The organism is Bacillus sp. P4_E1, assembly GCF_056401715.1.
Map to the genome: position 1 here is coordinate 58,172 of NZ_JBFUIV010000019.1, position 23,650 is coordinate 81,821.

A 23,650-nucleotide genomic window follows, 5' to 3' on the forward strand; every position below is an offset into this window, starting at 1 on the left:
TTCTTCCTCCTTATTTCATCATTGGGATGTTAACGCCTTTTTCTTTCGCAGTTTGAACCGCTAAGTCATAGCCAGCATCAACGTGACGAACAACACCCATACCAGGGTCAGAAGTTAATACGCGTTCAATACGTTTTGCCGCTGCTTCTGTTCCATCTGCAACGATAACCATTCCAGCGTGAAGTGAATAACCCATACCAACGCCACCACCGTGATGAACAGACACCCAGCTTGCACCGTTTACACTGTTAATTAATGCATTTAAAATTGGCCAGTCTGCTACTGCATCACTACCGTCTTTCATAGATTCTGTTTCACGGTTTGGAGATGCTACTGATCCACAATCTAAATGGTCACGGCCGATAACGATCGGTGCTGATAATTCACCATTAGCCACCATTTCATTAATAATGCGGCCAAATTTCGCACGCTCGCCATAACCAAGCCAACAAATACGTGATGGAAGACCTTGGAACTCAACTTGCTGACGTGCCATACGAATCCAATTACATAAATGCTCATTATCCGCGAACTCGCGTAAAATAACTTCGTCTGTTTTATAAATATCTTCTGGATCACCAGAAAGTGCTACCCAGCGGAATGGTCCTTTTCCTTCACAGAATAATGGACGGATAAATGCTGGAACGAATCCCGGGAAATCGAAAGCATTTTTTAATCCTTCATCGAAAGCAACTTGGCGAATGTTATTTCCGTAATCAAATGTAATCGCGCCTTTTTCTTGCATTGCAAGCATTGCTTCTACATGTTTTTTCATACTTTCTTTTGATAATTGTACGTAACGTTCTGGATCTTCTTCACGAAGCTTCGCTGCTTCTTCTACTGTGTAACCTACTGGAATATAACCGTTTAATGGATCATGGGCAGAAGTTTGATCCGTAACTAAGTCAGGGATAATATTACGGTTTACTAACTCAGGTAAAATTTCTGCTGCATTACCTAATAATCCAATTGAAATAGGCTCTTTCTTCTCTTTATATTCGTTTGCAATAGCCAATGCTTCTTCTAATGATTCTGTATACTTATCACAATATCTCTTTTCAATACGACGATCGATACTACGCTTATCTACATCAATAGCAATTACAACACCGCCGTTCATCGTTACAGCAAGCGGTTGTGCGCCACCCATGCCACCTAAACCAGCAGTAATCGTTACAGTACCTTTTAATGAACCATCGAAATGTTGACGTGCCGCTTCACCAAATGTTTCATATGTTCCTTGTAAAATCCCTTGTGTCCCAATGTAAATCCAGCTACCCGCTGTCATTTGTCCGTACATCATAAGACCTTTTTTCTCTAGTTCACGGAAGTGATCCCAGTTCGCCCACTTCGGTACTAAGTTTGAGTTCGCTAAAAGAACGCGAGGCGCATCTTCATGTGATTTAAAAATTGCTACCGGTTTTCCTGATTGAACAAGTAACGTTTCATCGTTTTCTAACGTTTTTAATGAATCAACAATTGCATGGTAGCTTTCCCAATTACGAGCTGCACGGCCAATTCCGCCATATACAACTAATTCTTCTGGTTTTTCAGCTACTTCAGGATCTAAATTGTTCATTAACATTCGAAGTGCAGCTTCTTGAACCCATCCTTTCGTTTGTAACTCAGTACCTCTTGCCGCACGAATTGTTTGTTGTACTTTTTCCATTTCAATCTCTCCCTTTTCTCGTTTTATAGTGCTGCATTTACATCCAATCTTTCCTTTATTGAATAATTCGTTTTTAACCAATGCGCGATATTTTCAATATCCGTTGAGAATATACGGTCATTTGTAATAGATGGCACTTGCTGACGACCTTGATGATAGAACGTTTTTGTAACTGTACTCATGTTTTCAATTCCGCGATATTCTGCTGCTTGCATCGCACAGATCATCTCAATTGCAAGAACGCGTCTTGCATTTTGAATAATTTGATGCGCATGACGTGAAGCTATTGTTCCCATACTTACGTGATCTTCTTGGTTAGCTGAAGACGGAATTGAATCTACACTCGCTGGATGAGCTAACGTTTTATTTTCTGAAACGAGTGAAGCCGCTGCATATTGCATAATCATGGCACCTGATTGAAGTCCTGGTTCTGGACTTAAAAATGGTGGTAAGTCATTTAATTGCGGATTTACTAGGCGTTCAATACGGCGCTCTGAAATATTTGCAAGCTCCGCCATCCCTACTTTTAAGAAGTCCATTGCAAATGCAATTGGTTGTCCGTGGAAATTACCACCAGAGATTACTTTTTCACCGCCATCAAAAATAAGTGGATTATCTGTTGCTGCATTCATTTCAATTTCTAATTTTTCTTTCACATAATTTAAAACTTGCCAAGAAGCACCGTGAACTTGCGGGATACAACGAAGTGAATATGCATCTTGTACACGAAGTTCTCCTTGTTTTGTCACAAGTTTACTATCATGAAGAATATCACGAATTCTGCTTGCCACTTCGACTTGCTCTTTATAACCACGCGCTTTATGAACATTTTCATCGAATGCATCAATAATGCCGCGTAATCCTTCCATTGTCATCGATGCAATTAATTCTGATTGATAAGCACTTGCTTCAGCTTCTATATAAGAAAGAACCCCTTGCGCTGTCATTGCCTGCGTACCATTGATTAACGCAAGACCTTCTTTTGCTTCAAGTTCAATAGGTTCAAGTCCTTCTTCTGTAAGAGCAACCATCGCATGAACTCGTTTTCCTTTGTAGAACACTTCACCTTCACCTAATAAAACGAGAGCAAGATGAGATAAAGGTGCTAAATCACCGCTCGCTCCTAGTGATCCTTGTTGCGGAACGACTGGATGAATTTTACGATTTACAAACTCAAGAAGCATGTTTACAACAAGTGGTCTAACACCCGATACTCCTTTTAACATCGTATTAGCTCGTAAAATCAACATACCGCGTGATACTTCTTCAGGGAATGGATCGCCTATTCCGCACGCATGTGACTGAATTAAGTTGTGTTGAAGTGCTTTTACATCATCTTTTTGAATAAGTACATCACTAAACTTTCCAAATCCAGTTGTAATACCGTAAACGACTTTTCCGTCCTCTACAATTTTCTCGACAACTTCGCGGCACTCTGCCACTTTTTGCATACTAGTTGGGCAAGCTGTTACACCTTCACCTTCAAGTAACAACCTCTTCATTTCTTCAACTGTCAATGTGTGTCCTGTTAACGTAATCATTCTTTTTCCTCCTTATAAAGGCAAAAGGGGACCTTATCTTTTTAAGACAGACTTCTGTCCTAAAAAATAAGGCCCCCTTCTAACTAATAGACTATGGGCAAATCATATGTGATTAATTCCTAAACCAATCGCCTCATGCTCAGATCCTTTTACAGGTGCACCAATCGTTCCATAAAGTGCAACAGCAACCCATTCGCCTTCTTTTTTTCCGTCGTATGGTGTACCGCGCACAATCGCAAAGCGAAGTCCTACTGTACGAAGAACGTCTGCTAACTGAATTTGACCTCTCGTCACTCCGTACAAAGCTTCCATAATTGCATGATAAAGTGCATGTGTTTCTCTGTAAACATCTGTTTCAATAACTCGGTTGCTCTTAGCCGCTGTTTCCATTGCTGCTACTACTTTTTGCGAATTCATAGAACCAACTTTCCCAGTACAATATTTCCAACCTTTCGGAATAGATAATACGGGACTTTCATTCTCATCCGCAAGTGCCAACAGCATGGCCATACGACCAATTCGATGTGTTCCTTGAAGAAGCATGTGACTCTCTCATTTCTTTTGAATTATTTGAATATTACTTAATTTAAGAATATATGAAAACGGTTAAATCGTCAATAGTTTAAAATATTATTCAAGCAATTTTTTATCCCTCTCATACTTGTACTTGTGTACACAATTTATTTACAGATTTTTTTCAGACGTGCTATAGTCTCACTAACAGATGCAAAGGGGCGAAATTTCAGTGGCGAAGCGAAAAGATATTCATTTTCGAATTGAAGAAAAATTACTTACAAGGTTTGAAGACGCACTCCATTACGAAGGTTTAAATAAAACAGATGTATTAACACATGCGATTCAGCAATTTTGCATAAAGGTGGAATGTGAAAAAATGAATGATGTAAAACGCCAATACAACGTAAGTAACCATTTACAAACACGTATCGATACGCATAAACATTACGAAGAAAAACAAGTGAATGTAGATGAAGTCGTCATTGAACATTTACAACTCCAAGGTGAAGAAAAAATATTAGAGGTCGGGTGTGCTAACGGAAAATTTCTTTCCCTTTTGCAAACTAATGGTCATAAAGGACATCTAACTGGTTTTGATCAATCCGAAACTATGCTTTCTGAAGCTGCTATAACGAATAATATGATTGAATGGAAACTCGGTGACGCTAGTAAACTTCCTTTCGAAGCTAATTGTTATGACCTGCTAATCGCAAGGCATATGTTATACCACATGAAAGATGTCGAAAAAACTATTCAAGGATTCCATAAGATAATTCGTCCTGGCGGCGCCCTTTTAGCTACAACAAATTCTAAAGTTTCATTACCTCGTATAGATGAAATGTGTAACAAAATGTTAGTCACATTTGATTTACCGAAAACATCACCGTCAGTAGCTCCATTTTGTTTAGAAAATGGTAAAGATCTATTACACTCTGTTTTTTCAACTGTTGAAGAAACAATTATTCATAATGCACTTGTTTTTCATCATGCCACTCCAATCGTTAACTATATTTCTAGCATGTTCCCGTCGCTGAATATACCTGATAATATGTCCCTTCACACCGAAATGAAGGAATGGCTAAAAGAAGAAATAGAAAATGATTTATCATTTCATAACGGTATATGGCGCGATCCGAAAACGTTAGTTATTTATCGATGTAAAAAAGAAAAGAGCTAGCATTCGCTAGCTTTTACACGTTTTCCGGTAAAAGATTCTCCATCATTATATTGCCCTTTCCACTATAAAAATTTGTATTATGTTCATTCACTACTCCAAAATAGGAGGCAATCGCTAGTCCAAATGGCACAAATGCATGTCCTTGTGCTGTAATAATATTTGCGTGCTGTACAACTTCTGTATACACAAAATTTTCTACTGGAAAACAATCTAATTTTTGATAATCTATAGTCACTGTATAAGAGATTTCTTTTAGTAAACCTGCCCTTGCTAACGCATACGGTCCAGCACAAATCGCTGCCACTAATTTTCCTTGCTCAGAAAATTGACGAATAACTGAAAAAAGCAGTTTCGCCTCTTTCATATGTATTTCATCTCCGCCCGGAATGATAATCCCCTCATATTCTTCTACACGCACTTCACTTAATTCTATATACGGCTGTACTTGTAAGCCTGTTTCACTTATAATCATTTCTTTTGTTAAACCCGCTGTAATGATTTCATATTTCTTTTTCAGCAATGCTGTTGCTACCGTTATTTCAAACTCTGCAAATGTCGGATATACGAATAATAATATTTTTTCATAGCCTTTTCTCCCTTAGCCACCCTATAAAATATGCCTCTAATTCGTCCACTGATAATATATTAGTGTCCACATAAGTTACGGGAAATTGTTTATACCATTCTTTTTCAACTTCTACTAATTTAAATTGTTCCTCAAATGTACTTCGATTTCTTGTCCTATCATTATTTCTCCTATCATACAAACTCTCTTTCGAAACATCTAAATAAAAAATTGCATCCGAACGGCATTCTCTTAATTTATACAATTCATCTTTTAATTCTGTTTCTATACCCCACTCTTTCCCTATCATCTTCGGATAAAAGAGTGTATAAAATTCAATATCTTCTGGTCCACGATCAAAAATCACGACTGAGCTTTTCACATTTTGAAACTCTTTTATTTTTGCTTCAATAAACATTTTTTGATTTGTAATAAACCCCTCTTTTGAGTTCATATCTAAATGTAATTCTTTTCTTTTTTCTACAATTGGATATGGATTTTCGTATATAATTGAAAGCTCATATTGCTCTAACCTTTTTGCCAATGTTGTTTTCCCACTTGCCATCGGTCCTTGGAGTGAAATTACGTATGTCATCCCTCTCATTCCCTTGTACTGTATTACATAAATAATAAACAGAATTTTAAAAACTATCAACAAGATATATATCATCTTGTTTCTTATTCTTATCTAACTTATAATAAAAAATAGAGATTATGACGGACGCAAAATAATGTAAGCTTGGAAATCCAAGCTTACATTATTTTTTGCTTTCCCTTTTCTTATAAAAAGAGTATACTAGATTAGAACGTATGTTCTTAATAATTACATACAGTAAGGAGATAGAACAATGGTATACGACACAAAAGCAATTTCTTGGAATGCATCTTTAAAACAACTTCAACGCCGCTATACAAACAAACAAGTTGACCGAAAAGAATTTGAAGATATTGAACTGATGGAATTCTTCCGCGATAACGACTACATTCCTTTACCTACACATATAAGCGGCCTATCAACAACACGTTTTACTTCTTACTCTATTTTCACAACTGAAGATAAAGATCGTAAAGTTGGCACACTCATCATTGAATATGTAGAAAATGACAATGATATTTTATGTGTTGAACAACTATACTTCGTTTAAATCACAACGCTTGGTCAAAATGATCAAGCGTTCTTGCTTTCTATGAATCTCATTGCTTATAATATAAATAAAATACAAAATATTGCTTTCGTTAAAGGAGGGCATACAATTGCTTGAAGGATGGTTTAGTTGGTTTATAGTCGTTTGGACTGTTGTATTATTAGGGCTTATGTMCATTGGTGGATATTTCATGTTCAGAAAATTCCTAAAACGGTTACCGAAAGAAGACGGTATGTCCATTTTGGATTGGGAAGATCACTATATTAATAAAACAAGACACTTATGGGCTGACGAACAAAAACAATTGTTAGAAGAACTAGTAAGTCCCGTTCCGGAATTATTTCGCGATGTTGCTAAGTCAAAAATTGCTGGCAAAATCGGAGAACTAGCATTACAAGAAAATGCCTCTAAAATTACACAAGATTTAATTATTAAAGGATATATCATCGCCACACCAAAGCGTGATCATAAATTTTTAGTTAAAAAACTACAAGAAAAAAAGATTGATTATTCTCATTATCAATCTTTACTAACAAAATACCCTTCGTAAAAAAAGATTGCTATTTTATAGCAATCTTTTTTATAAGCTCAACTTACAGTTACTGATTTTGTAGCAATTAATCTCGCTTTCGCTAAATCTATCTGTAACCCTACAGCACTCGTATAAATCGTATCACCAGTACCTGTAATATTTACAGAGGTATATGTTGTATTCGCAGCAATTCATCCTGTTGCATTTATATTTGCAATATTAGATTCGGCTCAAGACACTTAAGCTAAGTGAAATTTCGTCATTAACATTCCACTTTCATGTTGTATCAGTACCATCAAGTGGAGTAATTGTTAATGAAGGAACGTCTCCTATACGATCCAACCTAATCTAACTTAGCCATCAATTACCGGTGATAAAACTTCAAACCAAATAGTATTCCTTATATCGGTCCATTCGTAACGTCAAACTTAAATTCCTTCTTCGATGGTCGACAATTTATACATCACAACTAGAATTGAGGAAGTTACCTTTCAGTGATTAACAAAAAACAACGTCTAATCAGACGTTGTTTCTTTATACATATAACACTCTTTACGTTAACTTCATATCTTTTTCATTATAAAAACCATCTTCTTTTTCCATTTCCTTCTGTAATTTCGTAAAGGAACGGTACATTGCAATTCTCCATGAAACGATCATTGCAAACGCAAGTAAGAAGAACATGCCACTAAGTTGTCCTAAATCAAGAGATTGGCTTAAGTATGTTTTAAATACAATCCGCACGACAAGTAATCCAATTAGTATAAAAACAAATGCTTTTGAACGCTTCAAATAAATCTCTTGTCCTCTAATTTCAAATTTAGATGTTTTAATAAGAAAAATAGAGAAAAACAAACCGACGCCAATTGCTTCTAACATTTCTGCTGGAGTTAATCGAAATTCAGGAAAAACAAACATCAACGCTCCCGTGCTCATAAAAAATGGGGGAAGTATAATTTTTTTCAATGTTGCAGGTTTCTTAGCTGCTTTTAAACGAATAAACATCGCACCGACAGCCATACAAACAGCAACGATACTTGATAACAGAACTATGTTCATATTTTCTCATCCTTTTTTGTGGCTATATGCAAAATATAATTTTATTATATGCTTTTCCGTTAGTATTTCCAACATTTTCACAGAATAATACTAAAAACCGGTAAAACCACCAAATAAACTTGAGAAATATACGATAATTTTCGTCATCCAGTTAAAATATAGGAAGATACCCATGACAATCATAACGTATCCTCCAATCTTCATGAATTTCATACTATTTCTTTTAATCCAAGACATTTTCGTAATAAAGAATGAAAGTACGAAAAACGGGATAGCAAATCCAAGTATGTAAGCAATCATATAAATCATTGCCGATTCTGGATTTGTTGCTGCTAATCCAATGACAGACACTAATATAGGCCCAGTACAAGGTGTCCATCCAGCAGCAAAGGCCAACCCAATTAGAACGGATCCAAAATAGCCACTCGGACGATTTTTAAACGTAAATTTACGGTCTTGCATTAAAAACTTCGGCTTAAATACACCGACAATAATAAGACCGAACACGATGATAAATATACCGCCTAACTGTCTAATTAAATCTTTATAATTTGTAAAGATGCCTCCAATAAAACTTGTACCAAATCCAATTGCAATAAAAATAATTGAAAAACCAAGTAAGAAAAACGCTGTATGTATCATACTTCTTTTGCGAAGCATTGCATTTTCTTCTTTCAATTCAGAAACCGACATACCTGTTATGTATGATAAAAATGCCGGATAAAGCGGTAAGCAACATGGGGATATAAATGATAAGAACCCAGCTCCAAACGCTAAAAAAATACTAATATCTTGCATTATTCCACTCCTCTCCTCTTCAATATTGTAGCAAAAACAATTGAAAATACTATGGACATTTCATGAATTCACTTTTCCAACATGACAATAAGAAAAACTACCCTTTCACACATTTTCTAATAAAACGTTTTCATTCCCTTCTATTATATAGAAAAATCTCAATTGAATTATGAAACTCTTTCTAATTGTTACTAACATAACAAAGGTTCCACAGTTTCTCAAATGATTAGCACATTACAATTGACTTCACACCTATTGGCCTTAAATTTTTTTTTCAAATGCTATCTTTATACAACATAAAGCTGATTTTACAATACTTTAATTATTATTAATTTCAAGATTATGCATAAATATCATACTTTTATTATTATTCTATAAAATTTTGCACTTTTCTTTCATTTGACCCTTCATTTTTAATTTTGTATACTTCCCTCTAGTTATATATGTCCGTCACGGAACAATTTCATATAGATGGGAGGAATTTTTCATGCTTCGTTATTCTCTTTTAGTTTTATTAGGAGCGTGTAGTTATGGGGTTTTAGCTATTTTTGTTAAACTTGCATATGCAGAAGGGTTTTCACTTGGAGAGGTAATTGGTAGCCAGTATTTGTTCGGTTGGATTATTTTACTTGCTATTACACTTCTATTTTCTAGACATCGTGTTCCACTAAAACAAATGTTAATTTTATTCGTCGCAGGAACGTCTGCAAGTTTTACTGGAATTTTTTATTACGCTTCTTTAAAAACTGTACCAGCTTCTATTGCAATTATACTTTTATTCCAGTTCGTTTGGGTTGGGATTATCATTGAAGCAGTCGCAACAAAAACATTACCTTCAAGAGAAAAAGTTATTTCAGTAATCTTCTTACTTGCAGGTACATTTTTATCAAGTGGGTTATTAGAAACATCAGCTGGTGATTTCGATACGACTGGAATCATTTTAGGCTTATTATCTGCTGTTACATTTGCAACATACATTTTCGTAAGCGGGAAAGTTGCCGTTGAAGTACCTTCATTAACACGCGGTGTCCTTTTAATGGCTGGCGCTTTAACTTTAGTCATGATCGTATTCCCGCCAACATTTATTTTTAATGGGGCGATCTCTCAAGGCCTTTGGAAATACGGCTTAGGATTAGGAATATTTAGTATCGTTATTCCATCTATTGCCTTTACAATTGGCATTCCAAAAATCGGTTCTGGATTAGCAACTATTCTTGGTGCAGCAGAACTGCCAGTTACAACAATTATGTCTGTATTCGTTTTAAAAGAAGCTGTACTATCTTCACAATGGATCGGTGTATCACTTATTTTAATCGGTATCGCAATTCCGCAAATTGCATACGCAATGCGTGGACGTTATAAAAAACAGCATACTCATAAAAAAGTTGCAGCATAAAACGAGAGAGGATTTTCATTTGAGAATCCTCTCTTTTATTATTGTATAATTAATACAAATATTTCACTTAAGAAAGAGGGCATAATAAGTGGCATCTATTCCTGATCAATTAACAGAAAAACTTATTTCCATTCGCCGGCATTTACATGAAAATCCAGAACTATCATACGAAGAATTTGAAACGACAAAAGCGATAAAAAATTGGTTAGACGAGGCCAATATCACTATTATTGATTCCAATTTAGAAACAGGAGTTATCGCTGAAATTTCTGGTAATAAAAACGGACCGGTTGTAGCGCTTCGTGCTGATATCGATGCCCTTCCTATCCAGGAAGAAACAGACCTTCCATACACTTCAAAAATACAAGGTAAAATGCATGCTTGTGGGCATGATTTTCATACAGCTGCTATTATTGGTGCAGCCTATTTATTAAAGGAAAAAGAATCTTCTCTTAACGGAACTGTCCGCCTTATATTCCAGCCAGCTGAAGAAAGTAGTAATGGTGCTTGCAAAGTTATTGAAGCTGGGCATTTACGTGGCGTGCAAGCTATTTTCGGTATGCATAATAAACCTGATTTACCAGTAGGTACAATCGGTATTAAAGATGGGCCACTAATGGCCGGAGTTGATCGATTTGAAATTGAAATCCATGGTGTTGGTACACATGCAGCTGTGCCTGATGCCGGCGTCGATCCTATCGTTGCATCATCTCAAATCGTTATGGCACTTCAAACGATTGTAAGCCGAAATATTAGTTCTTCTCATAACGCTGTCGTAAGTGTAACAAACATTCATTCAGGGAATACGTGGAACGTTATTCCCGAAAAAGCAATATTAGAAGGAACTGTCCGTACATTCCAAGCTGAAACACGTGAAAAGATTCCGGCATTAATGAAACGTATCATTAAAGGCGTTTCTGATGCACTAGGTGTAAAAACAGAATTCCGATTTTATCCAGGTCCTCCTGCCGTTCAAAACGATAAAGTACTCACTGATTTTTCTATTCATATTGCAGAGAAAATGAATCTAAACGTTATCTCTCCTACACCATCAATGGCAGGAGAAGACTTTTCTTTTTACCAACAAGAAATACCAGGTTCATTCGTCTTTATGGGAACAAGTGGTACACATGAATGGCATCATCCAGCTTTTACAGTAGATGAAAAAGCATTGCCTATTAGCGCAGAGTATTTCGCCCTATTAGCCGAAGAAGCTATTCATCAATTATTACAAACAAAAAGCCGTTAAGTTACCCTTAACGGCTTTTGCTTATGCTGTTAAATCTCGTTTTATAAATACAGTATAGGAAACCCCTAAAAATACAGCTAAGTATAGAAGAAGCATACAAGAAGCAAATGGGAATGTTACTCCATCAATAAAGCTTCCACCCTTTAAAAGCCCATATAAATCTGTATTCGCTGGTAATAAATATTTCGCCCATTCATATCTTGCTGCCGGAATTAGCGCTATTCCCCCTGATAATGCAAGAAATAAAGAAATCCCGATTGCACCTCCGCTCGATCTCGTTAAAACGGAAATCATAAAGGCAAATGCAGCATACACAAGAGTTGGTAACCAAGATAAAATATAATATTTACTTGCTTCTACGAAAATATTTTGTTTTATTATATTTCCATTTTGAACGACAAATTCAGCCCAAGCTGGTTGTTGGAATTTATAAATAATCAACCCGCATAATACGGAAAAAATCATATTAAATATAAATAATAATGCCGCAAATATAACGATTGCCAAAAACTTAGATGTTAAAATTTTAAATCGGCTCGCTGGACGAATTGTTAAAAATTTATATGTTCCCCAGCTATATTCATTCGCAAAAATCGTACTCGCATATACGAGAATAAACGGAAGTAAAATTGGAAATACGATAAAACCTGTATCTCTCATAAATGAAAGCGGAGAACTACTTGCTGGCGCTGTATTTGTATCTAAATGCTTCATTTTAAGCTGGTATTCCTTTACAAGCTCGTCTCCTGACTTTTCTGTTAAAATATCCTCTTTTTTCATGCCGAGCTTTTTCTCAATTTCTACAGTGCGTTCTGTATAATCCGCTTTCCACCCTTTTGTTTCTGGCTCTAAATATTTTACCGTAACCCATCCTAATCCAATAATTAATACCGCAATAACTGCAAAAGGAATAATCGTTCGCTTTCGCTTAAATATTTTATACAGCTCGTTATAAACTAAATTAAACAATATCTTTTCCTCCTGTTAATTCTAAAAACTGCTCTTCTAGCGTTTTTCTTTCTTCATATACACGATAAACTTGAATGTTTTTCTCCATCAATGTACGAAGAATATTTGGAACTTCTTCATCTTTCACGTTTATAATTAATTCGTTTTCTTTTACTAAAACATCGTATTCTAAAACCTCTGCCGCTTTATTCGCATCATCTACACGTATATGTATTTCTTCTGTTTCTTCCTTTTTATCACTTTGAATATTTTGTGTTGCGACATATTCTCCATGCTGAATAATAATAACCCTGTCACACATTAATTCAACTTCTGAGAGTAAGTGACTAGAAACAAGGACAGCTTTTCCTTGTTCATGCGCAATTTTCTTTATGTACATCCGCATTTCATGTATACCACTAGGATCTAATCCGTTCGTCGGTTCGTCTAGTATTAATACATCTGGATTATGTATAAGTGCCTGAGCAATTCCTAAACGCTGTCTCATACCGAGTGAATATGCTTTTACTTTACGGTCAATTACTTGTCCCATTCCTAACAATTGCACTACTTCATCGATACGCTCTTCAGTCACATTCCCATTCATTCGTCCGAAATATGTTAAATTTTCATAGCCGCTTAAGAAAGGATAAAATTCTGGTGTCTCAATTACAGCACCAATTTTCGCAGCAGTTTTTTCAAATTGCTGTTTTACAGATTGACCATCAATCCATACTTCCCCTTCTGTCATACGGATCATTCCGACCATCATTCGCATTAATGTCGTTTTTCCAGCACCATTTGGTCCTAATAAGCCAACTACTTCACCTTTTTTCACTTCAAAACTAATATTTTCTACTAACGTCTTTGAACCAATTCGCTTTGTTAATCGATCAACTTTTACGATCGCTTGCTCATTTATCATTCCATACAACCTTTCTTCTTAACTCTTTTTTTCAGTTCTTCCCACTGTATCATGATTAATAACATGTGTAAAATGAAGAAAAAGCCATGATTTCTCATGCCTTTCTCCTCGTTTCATATGACTTTTCACCCTTTAACCTTTGTGTAAACCTACAACATTGCCACATTGATATTATAATGACGGTTATCATAACAACTGCTGTTATCACTACCGCATACATCGTAATCGGTGCATTGGTTATCCCTTGGATTCCTACTGCTTTCATAAAAATAATAATAAATAATTTCAAAAATAACATACCATGAATTAATCCGAAAACAAAAGCTCCTCCGTAAGTTAATAATTGCTCCTGACATAATAAACATAACATTTCTTTTCTTGTCATCTTCACTACTTCATACGATTTAAACTCCTCTCTTCTTACCTGTAAAAGAGAGGTTGTCATTTTATATGTAACGAAAATACACACAAAAACTATAAATAGAAACATAGCATAAAACCACTTTACAAACATAGGTGTATATTCCGCTTTACTTATTACAGCTTCATTAAATCGGAATGATATCATAAAAAAACAAATCATTGTATTCATAGCAATCCACATAAATTGTTTTAACCTTTTGGTAGCAAATATTTGTATATTTTTTCTCGCTAACCGAAATAAAGACATAATTTCCCCCTACCTTACTTCATAACATACGCATTCTATACTACTAGTGTATAAGAATATGACATTTTAAACATCGCACTTCAATCGGAATCTTTACTAAGCCTTTAGTCCTAGAAACCAAGCATATTTACCTCTTTAGCATTGAACAAAAAAACAAAAAACGGAAATGCACTTTAGTTACATTTCCGTTTTTTGTTTAACGAGGTGAATCTTTATATAACTTAATTATCATGACTACCTTGTAACTTCATCAACTATTCAGCCTTCGCATCTTCCACTTCAATCCTTTTTTTCTCTCTTGCAATTTTCAAAAACTCTAACAACTCTGGATTGTTATTCATTTTTTTATAAGCCACTGACATTTCTGCAACAAAATTAGAATCACATAACTCTTTATATACAACTTCTGTTTTATACAATTTATTTGCGGATACAGGTATTACCGTAATTCCAATACCTGCCGCTACAAGCCCCATAACAGTTTGATACTCCGTTGCTTCTTGTACAATGTGCGGACTAAAACCTACATCACGGCAAAGCGATAAAATTGTATCATATAACGCTGGCCATACTGGTCTCGTAATAAATACGAACGGTTCATCCCTTAAATCTTCGATATGTATTTCGTCCTTTTCAGCAAGAGGATGTGCCTTCGGTAAACATAACGTACATGAAAGTTTTTGAATTGGTTCTAACTCAAGTAATTGCGTTGGAATTGGCGGACGTAAAAATCCAATATCAATTCGATTATCATGAAGTGCATGCACCTGATCCGGTGTGGACAATTCATGTAATGCTACAGAAACTCTCGGAAATTTCTTTCTATACTCTCTGACGATTGATGGTAAAATATCATATATCGCCGCACCTACAAAACCAATTGAAAGTGATCCAACTTCTCCCCTTTGAGCACTTTGTGCAACTTCTACTGCTTTTTCAATTTGTTCAAACGCTTTTTTTACTTCTTTTAAAAACATTTCTCCTGCTTCTGTTAATTCAACCTTTCTCTTCGTTCTTGAAAATAACATAACTCCCATTTCTTTTTCTAATTGCTGAATTTGTTGACTAAGCGGTGGTTGTGTCATTTGTAAACGAGCAGCTGCTCGTCCAAAGTGTAATTCCTCTGCCACTACAACAAAATATTGCAAATGCCGTAATTCCATTTTGGACACCCTTTTCACTTTCGATTAATACATCTAATATATTAATAACATATAATTTATATATTAGACAAATATTTCGAATGAACGTATAGTAGAAATTGTTAATTCTTTTTTACAATTTTTATGTAAAAAACAAAGAGGTGGTTACTGTATGAAATGGTGGAAGTTAAGCGGACAAATTTTATTATTATTTTGTTTCGCTTGGACAGGTGAATGGATTGCAAAACAGGCACACCTCCCAGTTCCAGGAAGTATAATCGGTATTTTTTTATTGTTAATCTCATTAAAATTTAATATAGTGAAAAAAGAATGGATACAAGACGGTGCAGACTTTTTATTAAAAGAACTTATTTTATTTTTCATCCCTTCTGCAGTCGCTGTCATTCGTTACAAAGATACATTATCACAGTATGGAATCGATCTCATTTTAATTATCGTGATTAGTACACTTTGTGTCACTCTCGTAACAGGACTTTTAACAGAATTGCTATTAAAGCGGAAAGGATCAACACAATGATCGGCTTTCTTTGTTTACTATTAACACTATTCACATATTGGGTATCTAAAAAAATGTATCAACGCTGGAATTGGAGTTTGCTTTCTCCCCTTCTTGTATGCCCAATCATTTTAATCGCTTTATTACTTGGATTAGATACACCATACGAAACCTACGAATCTGGTAGTCATTGGCTAACAGAATTATTAAAACCTGCAACAGTTGCTTTCGCATGGCCAATCTATAAACATTTTGATCTATTAAAAAAACACGGCACTGCTATTTTAATTAATGTCATTGTCGGTTCTTTTCTATCTGTTATTACTTCCGCACTACTAGCTAATTTTTTTCAAATTGACTCTACAATAGAACAAAGTTTAGCACCGCACATTGTAACAACACCTATTGCAATGGCTATTTCAGAAATGATTGGCGGCATGTCACAATTAACAGCAGTTTTCGTTGTATTAACTGCCTTAACTGGAGCGTTATTCGGCCCTACACTCATACGCATATGCCGTATTAAAACAGCACTCGCAAAAGGTATAATGCTAGGTACTAGCGCGAATGGGACCGGAACATCAAAAGCATTTGAAATCGGTCCTGTAGAAGGTACAATTGCAAGTTTATCAATGCTTTTAACAGCTGGAGCTAGTTTAGTTATCGTTCCACTTTTCTTATCTTGGATACACTAAAAAAGCAAGTATTTACACACTTGCTTTTTTATTTATATATCGGTATATTAGCTCGTAATCCTCCGGAAAAGCTAACGATAATTTTCCAACTTCATGTATCCCTTTCCAATCAATCTCATGTATTAACTCATCCGGATCTTGGATTTTCATATTACCGCCTATTTTTTTAACAAAGTAATAATGAACATACACCGGAATCCCGTATGTAATACCTTCTTTTTCGTATATTTTATTTACAACCTCCACATTGTAGCCTGTTTCCTCCCAAACTTCCCTGATACAACATTCTTCTAGTGTTTCTCCCTTTTCAAGTCCTCCACTTGGGACAGACCACCTTTTTTCTTCCCCTTCTTTTCCTTGCAATACCATTAAAATTTCATTTCTTTCATTCATACAAATAGCTGCCGTACCTATCCATCTCTCCATATACATCCCTCCCCTACTAAAATTCACCTTCTTTTTTATTTCCCCTTTGAAAAAAAAGAGGAAATAAGTAAAAAGATGCCGAAAGTTTACATCAACTTCATGAGCAGTCCCTTCTTAGAAATTCAAACCGGAAGGATGAAATTATGATTTCTAAATATGTTGTGGAATGTGTTTTTTGTGAAGAAAACCGAAAACCTCGGCAAGCCATTGTCACAGTGCCTGCTACTTCTCAGCTACTAGCCATTCAAAAAGTACGAGCTGAATGTAAACGTCGCTTCGGAAAAACTTTATTACTGCAAACAGAAATTAAAGAAGACTTACTCATTGAACAAAAAGAAAGCTGACCATAAATTGGCCAGCTTTCTTATCCGATCATATTTTCACATGAAGATTAGGGGCATCCTCTTTAAGGATCGGGATTTACCCATTATGTGCGTTCCATAATGGTCATCGAACAATATATTTCTATACAATAAACTATTGAATAGAATAGGGCAAAACTTGTTCGCATTTTTAGAAAAGGGATAGGGATATAATTCAAGTAATACTTCGAATACTCGAACTTTATACTCATTATATTAAAGCAAATCCTTTTATATGAGAAATATGAATTACTTATATAATTCATTCGTAAAATATATTAATAGTTTTCTTTACTCTACTAACAACATACATCCAGCTAATATTGGTGTCATAATCATCGAAAACCTTAGAAGCATGCGAGGTGCATAATTTGTAAACTTAGCTCCTATATATGCTCCTAACATTGTCCCGATTAAAACTTGTACTAATAATACATAATCTAAATACCCTTCCGAACTATATCCAAACCCACCTCCAATTGCGATTGGTAATATAACGAGCATTGTCGTCCCTACAGATTGACGGATTGTTAAACCTAATAGAACCATTAATCCGAGTTGGATAAAAGGTGCTGAGCCAATACCAAATGCACCTGCTAAAATTCCAGTCACCAATCCGAGGAATATACATTTAATCACGTTATCTTTCGAAAGTTCTTTATGCCCTTTTAAAGACGACTGTGATCTTTTTTGAAACATAATCAACCGAATAAACATAAAAATTGCAGATAAAAATAACATTCCCGCTGTAAACCAATGTAGAAGATTCGCTGGTATTAGCGAACCAAACTTCGAACCAATAAAGGAACCAATCGCTCCAAATCCCCCAACAATTCCGCCTATTACAAATACAACATTCCCTTCTCTATAATGACTTACTACCCCAGATAATGTCGTAAATGCCATGGCAGTTAGAGATGTTGCAAGAGCAACGTGAATAGGGATATGGAATACTACAGTGAGTATCGCGATGATAAATCCAGCTCCTCCTGCTCCGACAAACCCTAATAAAACTCCCATTAATAGCATTGTTATAATAATTGCCACATATTCCCCCTCCAATATTCCAATTATCTATCACATGCGCACCTCTATACAAACAAAAAGCATCCTAAATGGATGCTCTTTCTACTTTTCTATATTAATAATATGTACTTACTCTTGATTAATCAAAATAACAGCTGGACCAGAAACAACTACTCCGGCCACTTCTATCTTTTCAAATTCCATCACTGTAATAGATATAACCCCTTCTCTTTCCATCAATTCCTTACTCAGGACATCAGTCGGTATTGATTTCACCGCCCTACCTCCTTTTCATTTTATACGAAATTACAAAAAACTACCCAATGCATCTAAATATATGCATCACCTCCACTTTCATTCCTTATTCCAGCCAAAATTCACATCCCCTTTCTATAACATATTGAAAAATAAAAAGCACTCGCCAAAGCGAATGCCTTTCCATTATTTACTCTCTATTACTTTTAACATTCTATTAATAAATGCTGCCGATTCCCCACGTGTTGCAGAACCTTTTGGCATAAACTCATTATTCTCATTCCCTTTTACGATACCTAACCCATAAACACGTTGAACCGCCTGTTTATCATACGCTAAATTTTGATCCGTAAATGGTAATGGAACTAAATTACCTTTAATATTTTTGTATTGCAATGCACGATCAATCATAATGACAGCTTCATCACGTTTAATCGTATCATTCGGAGCAAATATATCATTTCCTCGTCCACTTATAATCCCAGCACTAGCTGCACGATTAATACCATCTACTAGCGATGGATGAGCTGTGCTTAAATCTTTGAAATTCGATTTCCCCTCTGGTAATTGCAATGATCTTGAAACTAAATTCGCAAATTCACCACGTGTTACAAGACGTTCTGGCCAGTAAGAACCCTTACCGTCTCCAACCATAATACCTCTTTTATCTAATTCACGAATATCTGCTTCATACCAACCGCCAGTTATATCATCTTTATGATTCGCATCATAATAAGCTTTCGTTCCCTGTAAAAATGGCTCCCACGCATTATTCCTTATCATAATGGCCGGACAATTCTTTCCGCTCCAAAATTGATGTTTTTTCACATTTTCTAAAGGAATATTTAATTCCCCCATTAAATAGGCTGCTAGTTTGCGAGCATTTTCCACAGCTTTATTATAATCACCATCTTGATTGACAGCAATTTCAATTGCAATTGATTCTCTGTTACCGGTTCCTTCTGATCCATCTCCAGCATGCCAACCATTTTCATTTAATGGTAGATGTTGATAAATTTCTTTATCATCTACTGTAAAATGCCAAGATGCTGAACGGTCAGTCGTTCCTGTTGCTTGACTGTATAAATATTGTGCATGGTTTCTAGCATTTGCTCCAACACTATAATTATCTGTCTCATGAATTGTAATGTATTTTGGTTTCATCGCATAACCTGGACGAATATTTTCATTACCTGTTGGTACAATCATTTCCTTTAATGGTACACCGTAAATATCCGCTGTTTTCTCTTCTATTGGTGCAGTATACATAACCGCTGCACGTTTCGTACGAGTTGGAGTTGTGCTTTGAATAAGAGATGCTTTTGTACCCTCAAATTTTGCTGAAGGTGAATAAATCCATTTCACCTCATTATCTATTTGAACTTGGAACCACTCTCCAACTTGTCCAATTGCAATAATTGTTTGCGGTTGTAACACTTTCTCGTCTTTATATGAATTAAATGGTGCGGAATATGTAGCTGTCTCTTCATTAATTACTAACTTTTCGTTTGCCAAGTGATAAACTTCCTTAACCTCTACATTTCCTTCACTACTTTGTATCCACCCAGTTCCAGATTCTGTTTGTATATAGTAAGCGTTTCCTTTTTGTTTTTCGGCTTTCACTACTTGATTAGAAAGCTGAACACCTGTCGCTTTTTGTAACTCAGCAGAATCAAATAAAGATGCTGAACCTATTATATGTACAAAAAAATCTCCTTGTACTTCATTTGTTATTCCTTTGCTCTCTCCACGTCCATCTTCATCTTTCATATGGCTTTCAATACTTTTTAATGCTTGCTCGTCTGTTGAAATTGTTACGGTCTTTTCTACTGTGTCTGCATAGGAAAAACTTGGAATCGTTACCATACTAAATACAATTGATGCAGCTAAAACATTATAAAATTCTTTTTTCATACTAATTATTTAACACGTTTATATCTTAATTCGTGTTAACTTCCCTCCCTAATCTAAAATATTTAAGGCTATCTAGCAGACTTCTAAACTAAATAACCCTTTACAATATAACAAACTCTATCTCATTCGTATAGATAGGAATGACTACTATTTGCCTATTTTTTCTATATTGGAATATAGAAAAGAAGCTATAATATATAGCTTCTCTTTAAATCTCATTAATCTCTTTGCATCTCATATTTCACAACTTTACCATCTTTATCAAATTGCAAAACAAGACATTCACTATCTATAGGAATGAAACCACGTTCATTCCCAAGATAGTATAGTGTAGTAATTCCCGTTTCCAAACTGCTTGTTTTCGTAGGGGCCCCTAACAATTTTGTAATTTCCTCGTTTGATTTCCCTATCAATTTATGCTCCTGTAATAGGTCATCTACCATATGTACTCGTTTTTCTTCATAATTTAACCACCGATCCTGATTAAAATTTGAAGTGTATTTATTTATACTTAATTGTACGGTGCATACTAGCAATGGAATGAGACCTACCATCATTATAGTGAACAGTTGTTTCTTACCTTTATCACGTCTTGCCGAAACATGTAAGATAGACTTTTGAATAATAACTAATAAAATAAAAGGCATTACTACCACCAAAATACTCATTACACTCAATGACACATGAACCATATCAATAACGAAAATAAACGCAATGTACATTAATATATGCAAACAAATATAAATGTACAACATTCCCCACAATATAGAGCTTTTACCTTTCTCCATTCATTCAACACCCCTACTTTATTTTTCACTTCACAACATAATTCATCTTGCCAATCATATCTCTAATCTTTTGTAGTTCTCGTGCTGTATATATTACTTTACTTGTTAAAACTTCATTTCTGAAAAACATTACAATTTGCTCTCTATTTTTAAATCTCGGCAATTCTTCATTAGAAAGATCAATAACTTCTTTTCCACTCTCATTTTCAAAATATACAATTGGTTTTACTTTTTCCTTTACAATATCTACTTGCATTTCTTCCAAACAATTATATAAAGTTTGAGATAGAATTTTCGCTTTATACGCTGGATTCCCTTCATTTCTTACTTGCAAAGTTAATGAAGTTCCATCCGTAATAAATTCAAATGTCTCTTCTTTTTCAATTTCATGTTGATACTTACCAATTTCCTCAATCATAAATGAATATATACCCGCATTTTCTTTCGTTAAGCCATGGATTAATTTCCCTGTCCATTCTTTCGTCACAAGTAGATAAATACCAGTTTTACATAAGATAAGGTGATGAATTCGATTATCATTTATGTCACGTTTATCTCTATATTTATTGCTTATCATAAAAACGTTCGGTATAATATGAAACTCTTCTTCTAGTATTATTCCTTGCTCAACGAAACCTCGCTTCATATAATGTAATATTTCATGCGCATTCACTTCAGCACCATTTTTGGTATATTCTCGTAAATCCGCAATTAAATTTTGAAACATATGTATTTCACTACTATGCTTATCTTGCATTTCACTACGTTCTTTACTATGTTGAACAGCCAATTGATTTTTCATCATACGCATATTTTCAAGTTCTCTAGCTGTATTCACTTGTAAATCATTATATTTTTTCTGTTCCATATTCTTTAAAGTATCCTGTTGTTCTTTATGCCCTGTAATCGTAGCTGCAATCTCATTTTCATACGTTTCAATCGCTTGTTTCTTTTCAAACTCTACTTGCTGACTCTCTGATTCTAACTGTTTATTTTTATAAAACAGTACAAACACTACAGCTAATAATATTAAAATCCCACCTATTAGCACATACTCCATATTATTACTCCTTTATTTCATTTCCGATTATTTTTAAACATATATCAATTACATTATACTATGTTACCAATATATACTTTGTAAAAATTATATATTTTTCATAAAAGGCACCTCAGTCGAGATACCTTTTAGATTCACTTTATTGTACACCATACTGAATATAACTTGAATCATAGTATACCCATTGATTTGTCCCTAAGCAAAGCCATCCATCTTGCTTACTCCATACTCGATATGATTCACCATGATGTAACTGTCTTATAACATTCCCGTTTAATGATGGAGCATCTCGCAGATTCACATTATCGCCAGTAATAGTTGCTACATAATGTTTATACTGAATATAACTTGAATCATTATATACCCACTGATTTGTCCCTAAGCAGAGCCATCCATTTTGTTCTCCCCAAACTTCATATGATTCGCCACGATTCAATTGGCGAATTACACTAGACTGTAAAGATGGTCCACTTCGTAAATTCACATTATCTCCATTAATTACAGCAACTCCGTATACTGGAGTCGCATTATTAGGCGTGGAAACATTCCCTCCACCACTTGCTCCATTTCCTTGTAAAGCTTCTAATGAAACAGCTGCTGATACGTCACAATTTCCTACACCTGAAATTTGCCCAGAATCTGTGTACTGCCATGCTGTCCACTCTGTCCATCCACCAGCATCAGCAGGCGGTATACTAGAATATTTGGAAATCCAAAGTGGAATGTCACTTAACCCGTTAATTCCAAATTCATTAATATACCAAATTCCTGTATATAACATTACATCTTTCCCAGTAGCTTGTTTCACATAATTTACGAAACTTCTTGCCCAATTCGATATAGTCGCACCCGTTAAACTACTATTGCTAGTATCCGTTGGCGATTCTAAATCTAAAACAGGAATTAAGTCCGTCTGATTACTCTGTAATATACTCACAAAATATTTCGCTTCTGAAATTGCATCATTTTGTTCTGGATGAGCAAAATGATATGCACCAATTAATACATTCGCATTTCTCGCAGCTTGTACATTTTGAACGAAAGTGGGGTCAATATAGTTCACACCTTCCGTCGCTTTTGCGTACGCCGCTGGAATGCCAGATGACTTCACAGCATTCCAATTAATATTTCCTTCCCAATGAGACACATCAATAAACGTAATATTTGAACTGGATCTATTTTGCATATAAAAGCTCCTATCAAATTTTGTTATTCTATATACAATATGTACAACTCTAGTTAAAGGACACGACAAACCTCTCACATATTTCGAAG

General features: G+C 35.1%; 26 protein-coding genes. 8 read left to right on the forward strand and 18 right to left on the reverse strand.

Translation table 11 applies throughout. From position 1 onward, the window contains the following. Positions 1-10: 10 nt before the first annotated feature. From hutU to hutP, 3 genes are all read right to left on the reverse strand, one after another. Positions 11-1,669 (reverse strand): urocanate hydratase, encoded by a 1,659-nt coding sequence (gene hutU / locus AC1DS7_RS22495; RefSeq protein WP_002033512.1) that lies wholly within the window; start codon positions 1,667-1,669, stop codon positions 11-13. A gap of 23 nt (positions 1,670-1,692) precedes the next feature. Continuing rightward, the gene (hutH, locus tag AC1DS7_RS22500; RefSeq protein ID WP_002033511.1) at positions 1,693-3,210 is read right to left on the reverse strand and encodes a histidine ammonia-lyase; all 1,518 of its coding nucleotides are present in this window, start codon (positions 3,208-3,210) and stop codon (positions 1,693-1,695) included. A 102-nt stretch (positions 3,211-3,312) separates the two neighbouring features. Continuing rightward, a complete protein-coding gene (gene hutP / locus AC1DS7_RS22505; RefSeq protein ID WP_000926519.1) occupies positions 3,313-3,753 on the reverse strand; it encodes a hut operon transcriptional regulator HutP in 441 nt (146 codons plus the stop codon). Positions 3,754-3,934: 181 nt separating this feature from the next. On the opposite strand from hutP, the gene AC1DS7_RS22510 reads away from it, so the two are divergent. Continuing rightward, on the forward strand, positions 3,935-4,903 hold the full coding sequence (locus AC1DS7_RS22510) for a class I SAM-dependent methyltransferase (protein ID WP_085960791.1): 969 nt from the start codon (positions 3,935-3,937) through the stop codon (positions 4,901-4,903). Between the two features lie 13 nt (positions 4,904-4,916). Here AC1DS7_RS22510 and AC1DS7_RS22515 read toward each other — a convergent pair whose 3' ends face one another. Both AC1DS7_RS22515 and AC1DS7_RS22520 read right to left on the reverse strand, forming a co-directional pair. Continuing rightward, positions 4,917-5,480: a DJ-1/PfpI family protein gene (locus tag AC1DS7_RS22515; RefSeq protein WP_476999233.1), complete on the reverse strand. Its 564-nt coding sequence runs from the start codon at positions 5,478-5,480 to the stop codon at positions 4,917-4,919. Between the two features lie 4 nt (positions 5,481-5,484). Beyond that, positions 5,485-6,063 carry an AAA family ATPase gene (locus AC1DS7_RS22520; RefSeq protein ID WP_002128548.1) on the reverse strand — a complete coding sequence of 193 codons (579 nt, stop codon included), beginning with the start codon at positions 6,061-6,063 and terminating at the stop codon, positions 5,485-5,487. A gap of 253 nt (positions 6,064-6,316) precedes the next feature. On the opposite strand from AC1DS7_RS22520, the gene AC1DS7_RS22525 reads away from it, so the two are divergent. After that, on the forward strand, positions 6,317-6,613 hold the full coding sequence (locus tag AC1DS7_RS22525; protein WP_002033506.1) for a hypothetical protein: 297 nt from the start codon (positions 6,317-6,319) through the stop codon (positions 6,611-6,613). 109 nt (positions 6,614-6,722) lie between these two features. After that, on the forward strand, positions 6,723-7,163 hold the full coding sequence (locus AC1DS7_RS22530) for a DUF2621 domain-containing protein (RefSeq protein ID WP_476999228.1): 441 nt from the start codon (positions 6,723-6,725) through the stop codon (positions 7,161-7,163). Between the two features lie 534 nt (positions 7,164-7,697). On the opposite strand, the gene AC1DS7_RS22535 is transcribed toward AC1DS7_RS22530, so the two are convergent. Further along, on the reverse strand, positions 7,698-8,204 hold the full coding sequence (locus AC1DS7_RS22535; RefSeq protein WP_002014224.1) for a CcdC family protein: 507 nt from the start codon (positions 8,202-8,204) through the stop codon (positions 7,698-7,700). 90 nt (positions 8,205-8,294) lie between these two features. Further along, entirely contained in the window at positions 8,295-9,002 is a 708-nt protein-coding gene (gene ccdA, locus AC1DS7_RS22540; RefSeq protein ID WP_001152684.1) for a cytochrome c-type biogenesis protein CcdA, read from the reverse strand. Between the two features lie 487 nt (positions 9,003-9,489). On the opposite strand from ccdA, the gene AC1DS7_RS22545 reads away from it, so the two are divergent. Further along, positions 9,490-10,398, forward strand: a complete 909-nt coding sequence (locus tag AC1DS7_RS22545; protein WP_002033502.1) for an EamA family transporter — start codon at positions 9,490-9,492, stop codon at positions 10,396-10,398. An 88-nt stretch (positions 10,399-10,486) separates the two neighbouring features. Beyond that, positions 10,487-11,647: a M20 peptidase aminoacylase family protein gene (locus tag AC1DS7_RS22550; protein ID WP_002137758.1), complete on the forward strand. Its 1,161-nt coding sequence runs from the start codon at positions 10,487-10,489 to the stop codon at positions 11,645-11,647. A 21-nt stretch (positions 11,648-11,668) separates the two neighbouring features. Here the strand turns inward: AC1DS7_RS22550 and AC1DS7_RS22555 are convergent, their stop codons facing one another. The 4 genes from AC1DS7_RS22555 to alsR all read right to left on the reverse strand — a co-directional run bounded on the left by AC1DS7_RS22555 (position 11,669) and on the right by alsR (position 15,353). Continuing rightward, positions 11,669-12,616 carry an ABC transporter permease gene (locus AC1DS7_RS22555; RefSeq protein ID WP_002128553.1) on the reverse strand — a complete coding sequence of 316 codons (948 nt, stop codon included), beginning with the start codon at positions 12,614-12,616 and terminating at the stop codon, positions 11,669-11,671. Next, positions 12,609-13,520, reverse strand: coding sequence for an ABC transporter ATP-binding protein (locus AC1DS7_RS22560; protein ID WP_002014392.1), 912 nt, complete (start codon positions 13,518-13,520; stop codon positions 12,609-12,611). The genes AC1DS7_RS22555 and AC1DS7_RS22560 overlap by 8 nt, the downstream gene beginning before the upstream one ends. Before the next feature lie 94 nt (positions 13,521-13,614). Beyond that, positions 13,615-14,190 carry an FtsX-like permease family protein gene (locus tag AC1DS7_RS22565; protein WP_002142748.1) on the reverse strand — a complete coding sequence of 192 codons (576 nt, stop codon included), beginning with the start codon at positions 14,188-14,190 and terminating at the stop codon, positions 13,615-13,617. 254 nt (positions 14,191-14,444) lie between these two features. Then, positions 14,445-15,353 (reverse strand): acetoin biosynthesis transcriptional regulator AlsR, encoded by a 909-nt coding sequence (alsR, locus tag AC1DS7_RS22570; protein ID WP_002033496.1) that lies wholly within the window; start codon positions 15,351-15,353, stop codon positions 14,445-14,447. A gap of 151 nt (positions 15,354-15,504) precedes the next feature. On the opposite strand from alsR, the gene AC1DS7_RS22575 reads away from it, so the two are divergent. Together AC1DS7_RS22575 and AC1DS7_RS22580 are read left to right on the forward strand one after the other, a co-directional pair. Next, entirely contained in the window at positions 15,505-15,870 is a 366-nt protein-coding gene (locus AC1DS7_RS22575; RefSeq protein ID WP_000872360.1) for a CidA/LrgA family holin-like protein, read from the forward strand. Beyond that, entirely contained in the window at positions 15,867-16,544 is a 678-nt protein-coding gene (locus AC1DS7_RS22580) for an LrgB family protein (protein ID WP_002137763.1), read from the forward strand. The genes AC1DS7_RS22575 and AC1DS7_RS22580 overlap by 4 nt, the downstream gene beginning before the upstream one ends. 12 nt (positions 16,545-16,556) lie before the next feature. Here the strand turns inward: AC1DS7_RS22580 and AC1DS7_RS22585 are convergent, their stop codons facing one another. Continuing rightward, positions 16,557-16,970 carry an NUDIX hydrolase gene (locus tag AC1DS7_RS22585; protein WP_002142750.1) on the reverse strand — a complete coding sequence of 138 codons (414 nt, stop codon included), beginning with the start codon at positions 16,968-16,970 and terminating at the stop codon, positions 16,557-16,559. A gap of 143 nt (positions 16,971-17,113) precedes the next feature. Here AC1DS7_RS22585 and AC1DS7_RS22590 point away from each other — a divergent pair, with 143 nt between their 5' ends. Beyond that, entirely contained in the window at positions 17,114-17,314 is a 201-nt protein-coding gene (locus AC1DS7_RS22590) for a DUF3903 domain-containing protein (protein WP_002137765.1), read from the forward strand. A 309-nt stretch (positions 17,315-17,623) separates the two neighbouring features. Here the strand turns inward: AC1DS7_RS22590 and AC1DS7_RS22595 are convergent, their stop codons facing one another. The 6 genes from AC1DS7_RS22595 to AC1DS7_RS22620 form a co-directional block, all read right to left on the reverse strand. Then, the gene (locus AC1DS7_RS22595; protein ID WP_061689959.1) at positions 17,624-18,379 is read right to left on the reverse strand and encodes a sulfite exporter TauE/SafE family protein; all 756 of its coding nucleotides are present in this window, start codon (positions 18,377-18,379) and stop codon (positions 17,624-17,626) included. Between the two features lie 108 nt (positions 18,380-18,487). Next, a complete protein-coding gene (locus AC1DS7_RS22600; protein ID WP_002033491.1) occupies positions 18,488-18,634 on the reverse strand; it encodes a BC1881 family protein in 147 nt (48 codons plus the stop codon). A gap of 165 nt (positions 18,635-18,799) precedes the next feature. Beyond that, positions 18,800-20,527: an S-layer homology domain-containing protein gene (locus tag AC1DS7_RS22605; RefSeq protein ID WP_061689958.1), complete on the reverse strand. Its 1,728-nt coding sequence runs from the start codon at positions 20,525-20,527 to the stop codon at positions 18,800-18,802. Between the two features lie 218 nt (positions 20,528-20,745). Next, positions 20,746-21,315 (reverse strand): hypothetical protein, encoded by a 570-nt coding sequence (locus AC1DS7_RS22610; protein WP_002033489.1) that lies wholly within the window; start codon positions 21,313-21,315, stop codon positions 20,746-20,748. A 25-nt stretch (positions 21,316-21,340) separates the two neighbouring features. Next, complete coding sequence (locus AC1DS7_RS22615) at positions 21,341-22,375, reverse strand: chromosome segregation protein (protein WP_061689957.1); 1,035 nt, start codon at positions 22,373-22,375, stop codon at positions 21,341-21,343. 139 nt (positions 22,376-22,514) lie between these two features. After that, positions 22,515-23,561: a GH25 family lysozyme gene (locus AC1DS7_RS22620; RefSeq protein ID WP_476999229.1), complete on the reverse strand. Its 1,047-nt coding sequence runs from the start codon at positions 23,559-23,561 to the stop codon at positions 22,515-22,517. Positions 23,562-23,650 lie beyond the last annotated feature (89 nt).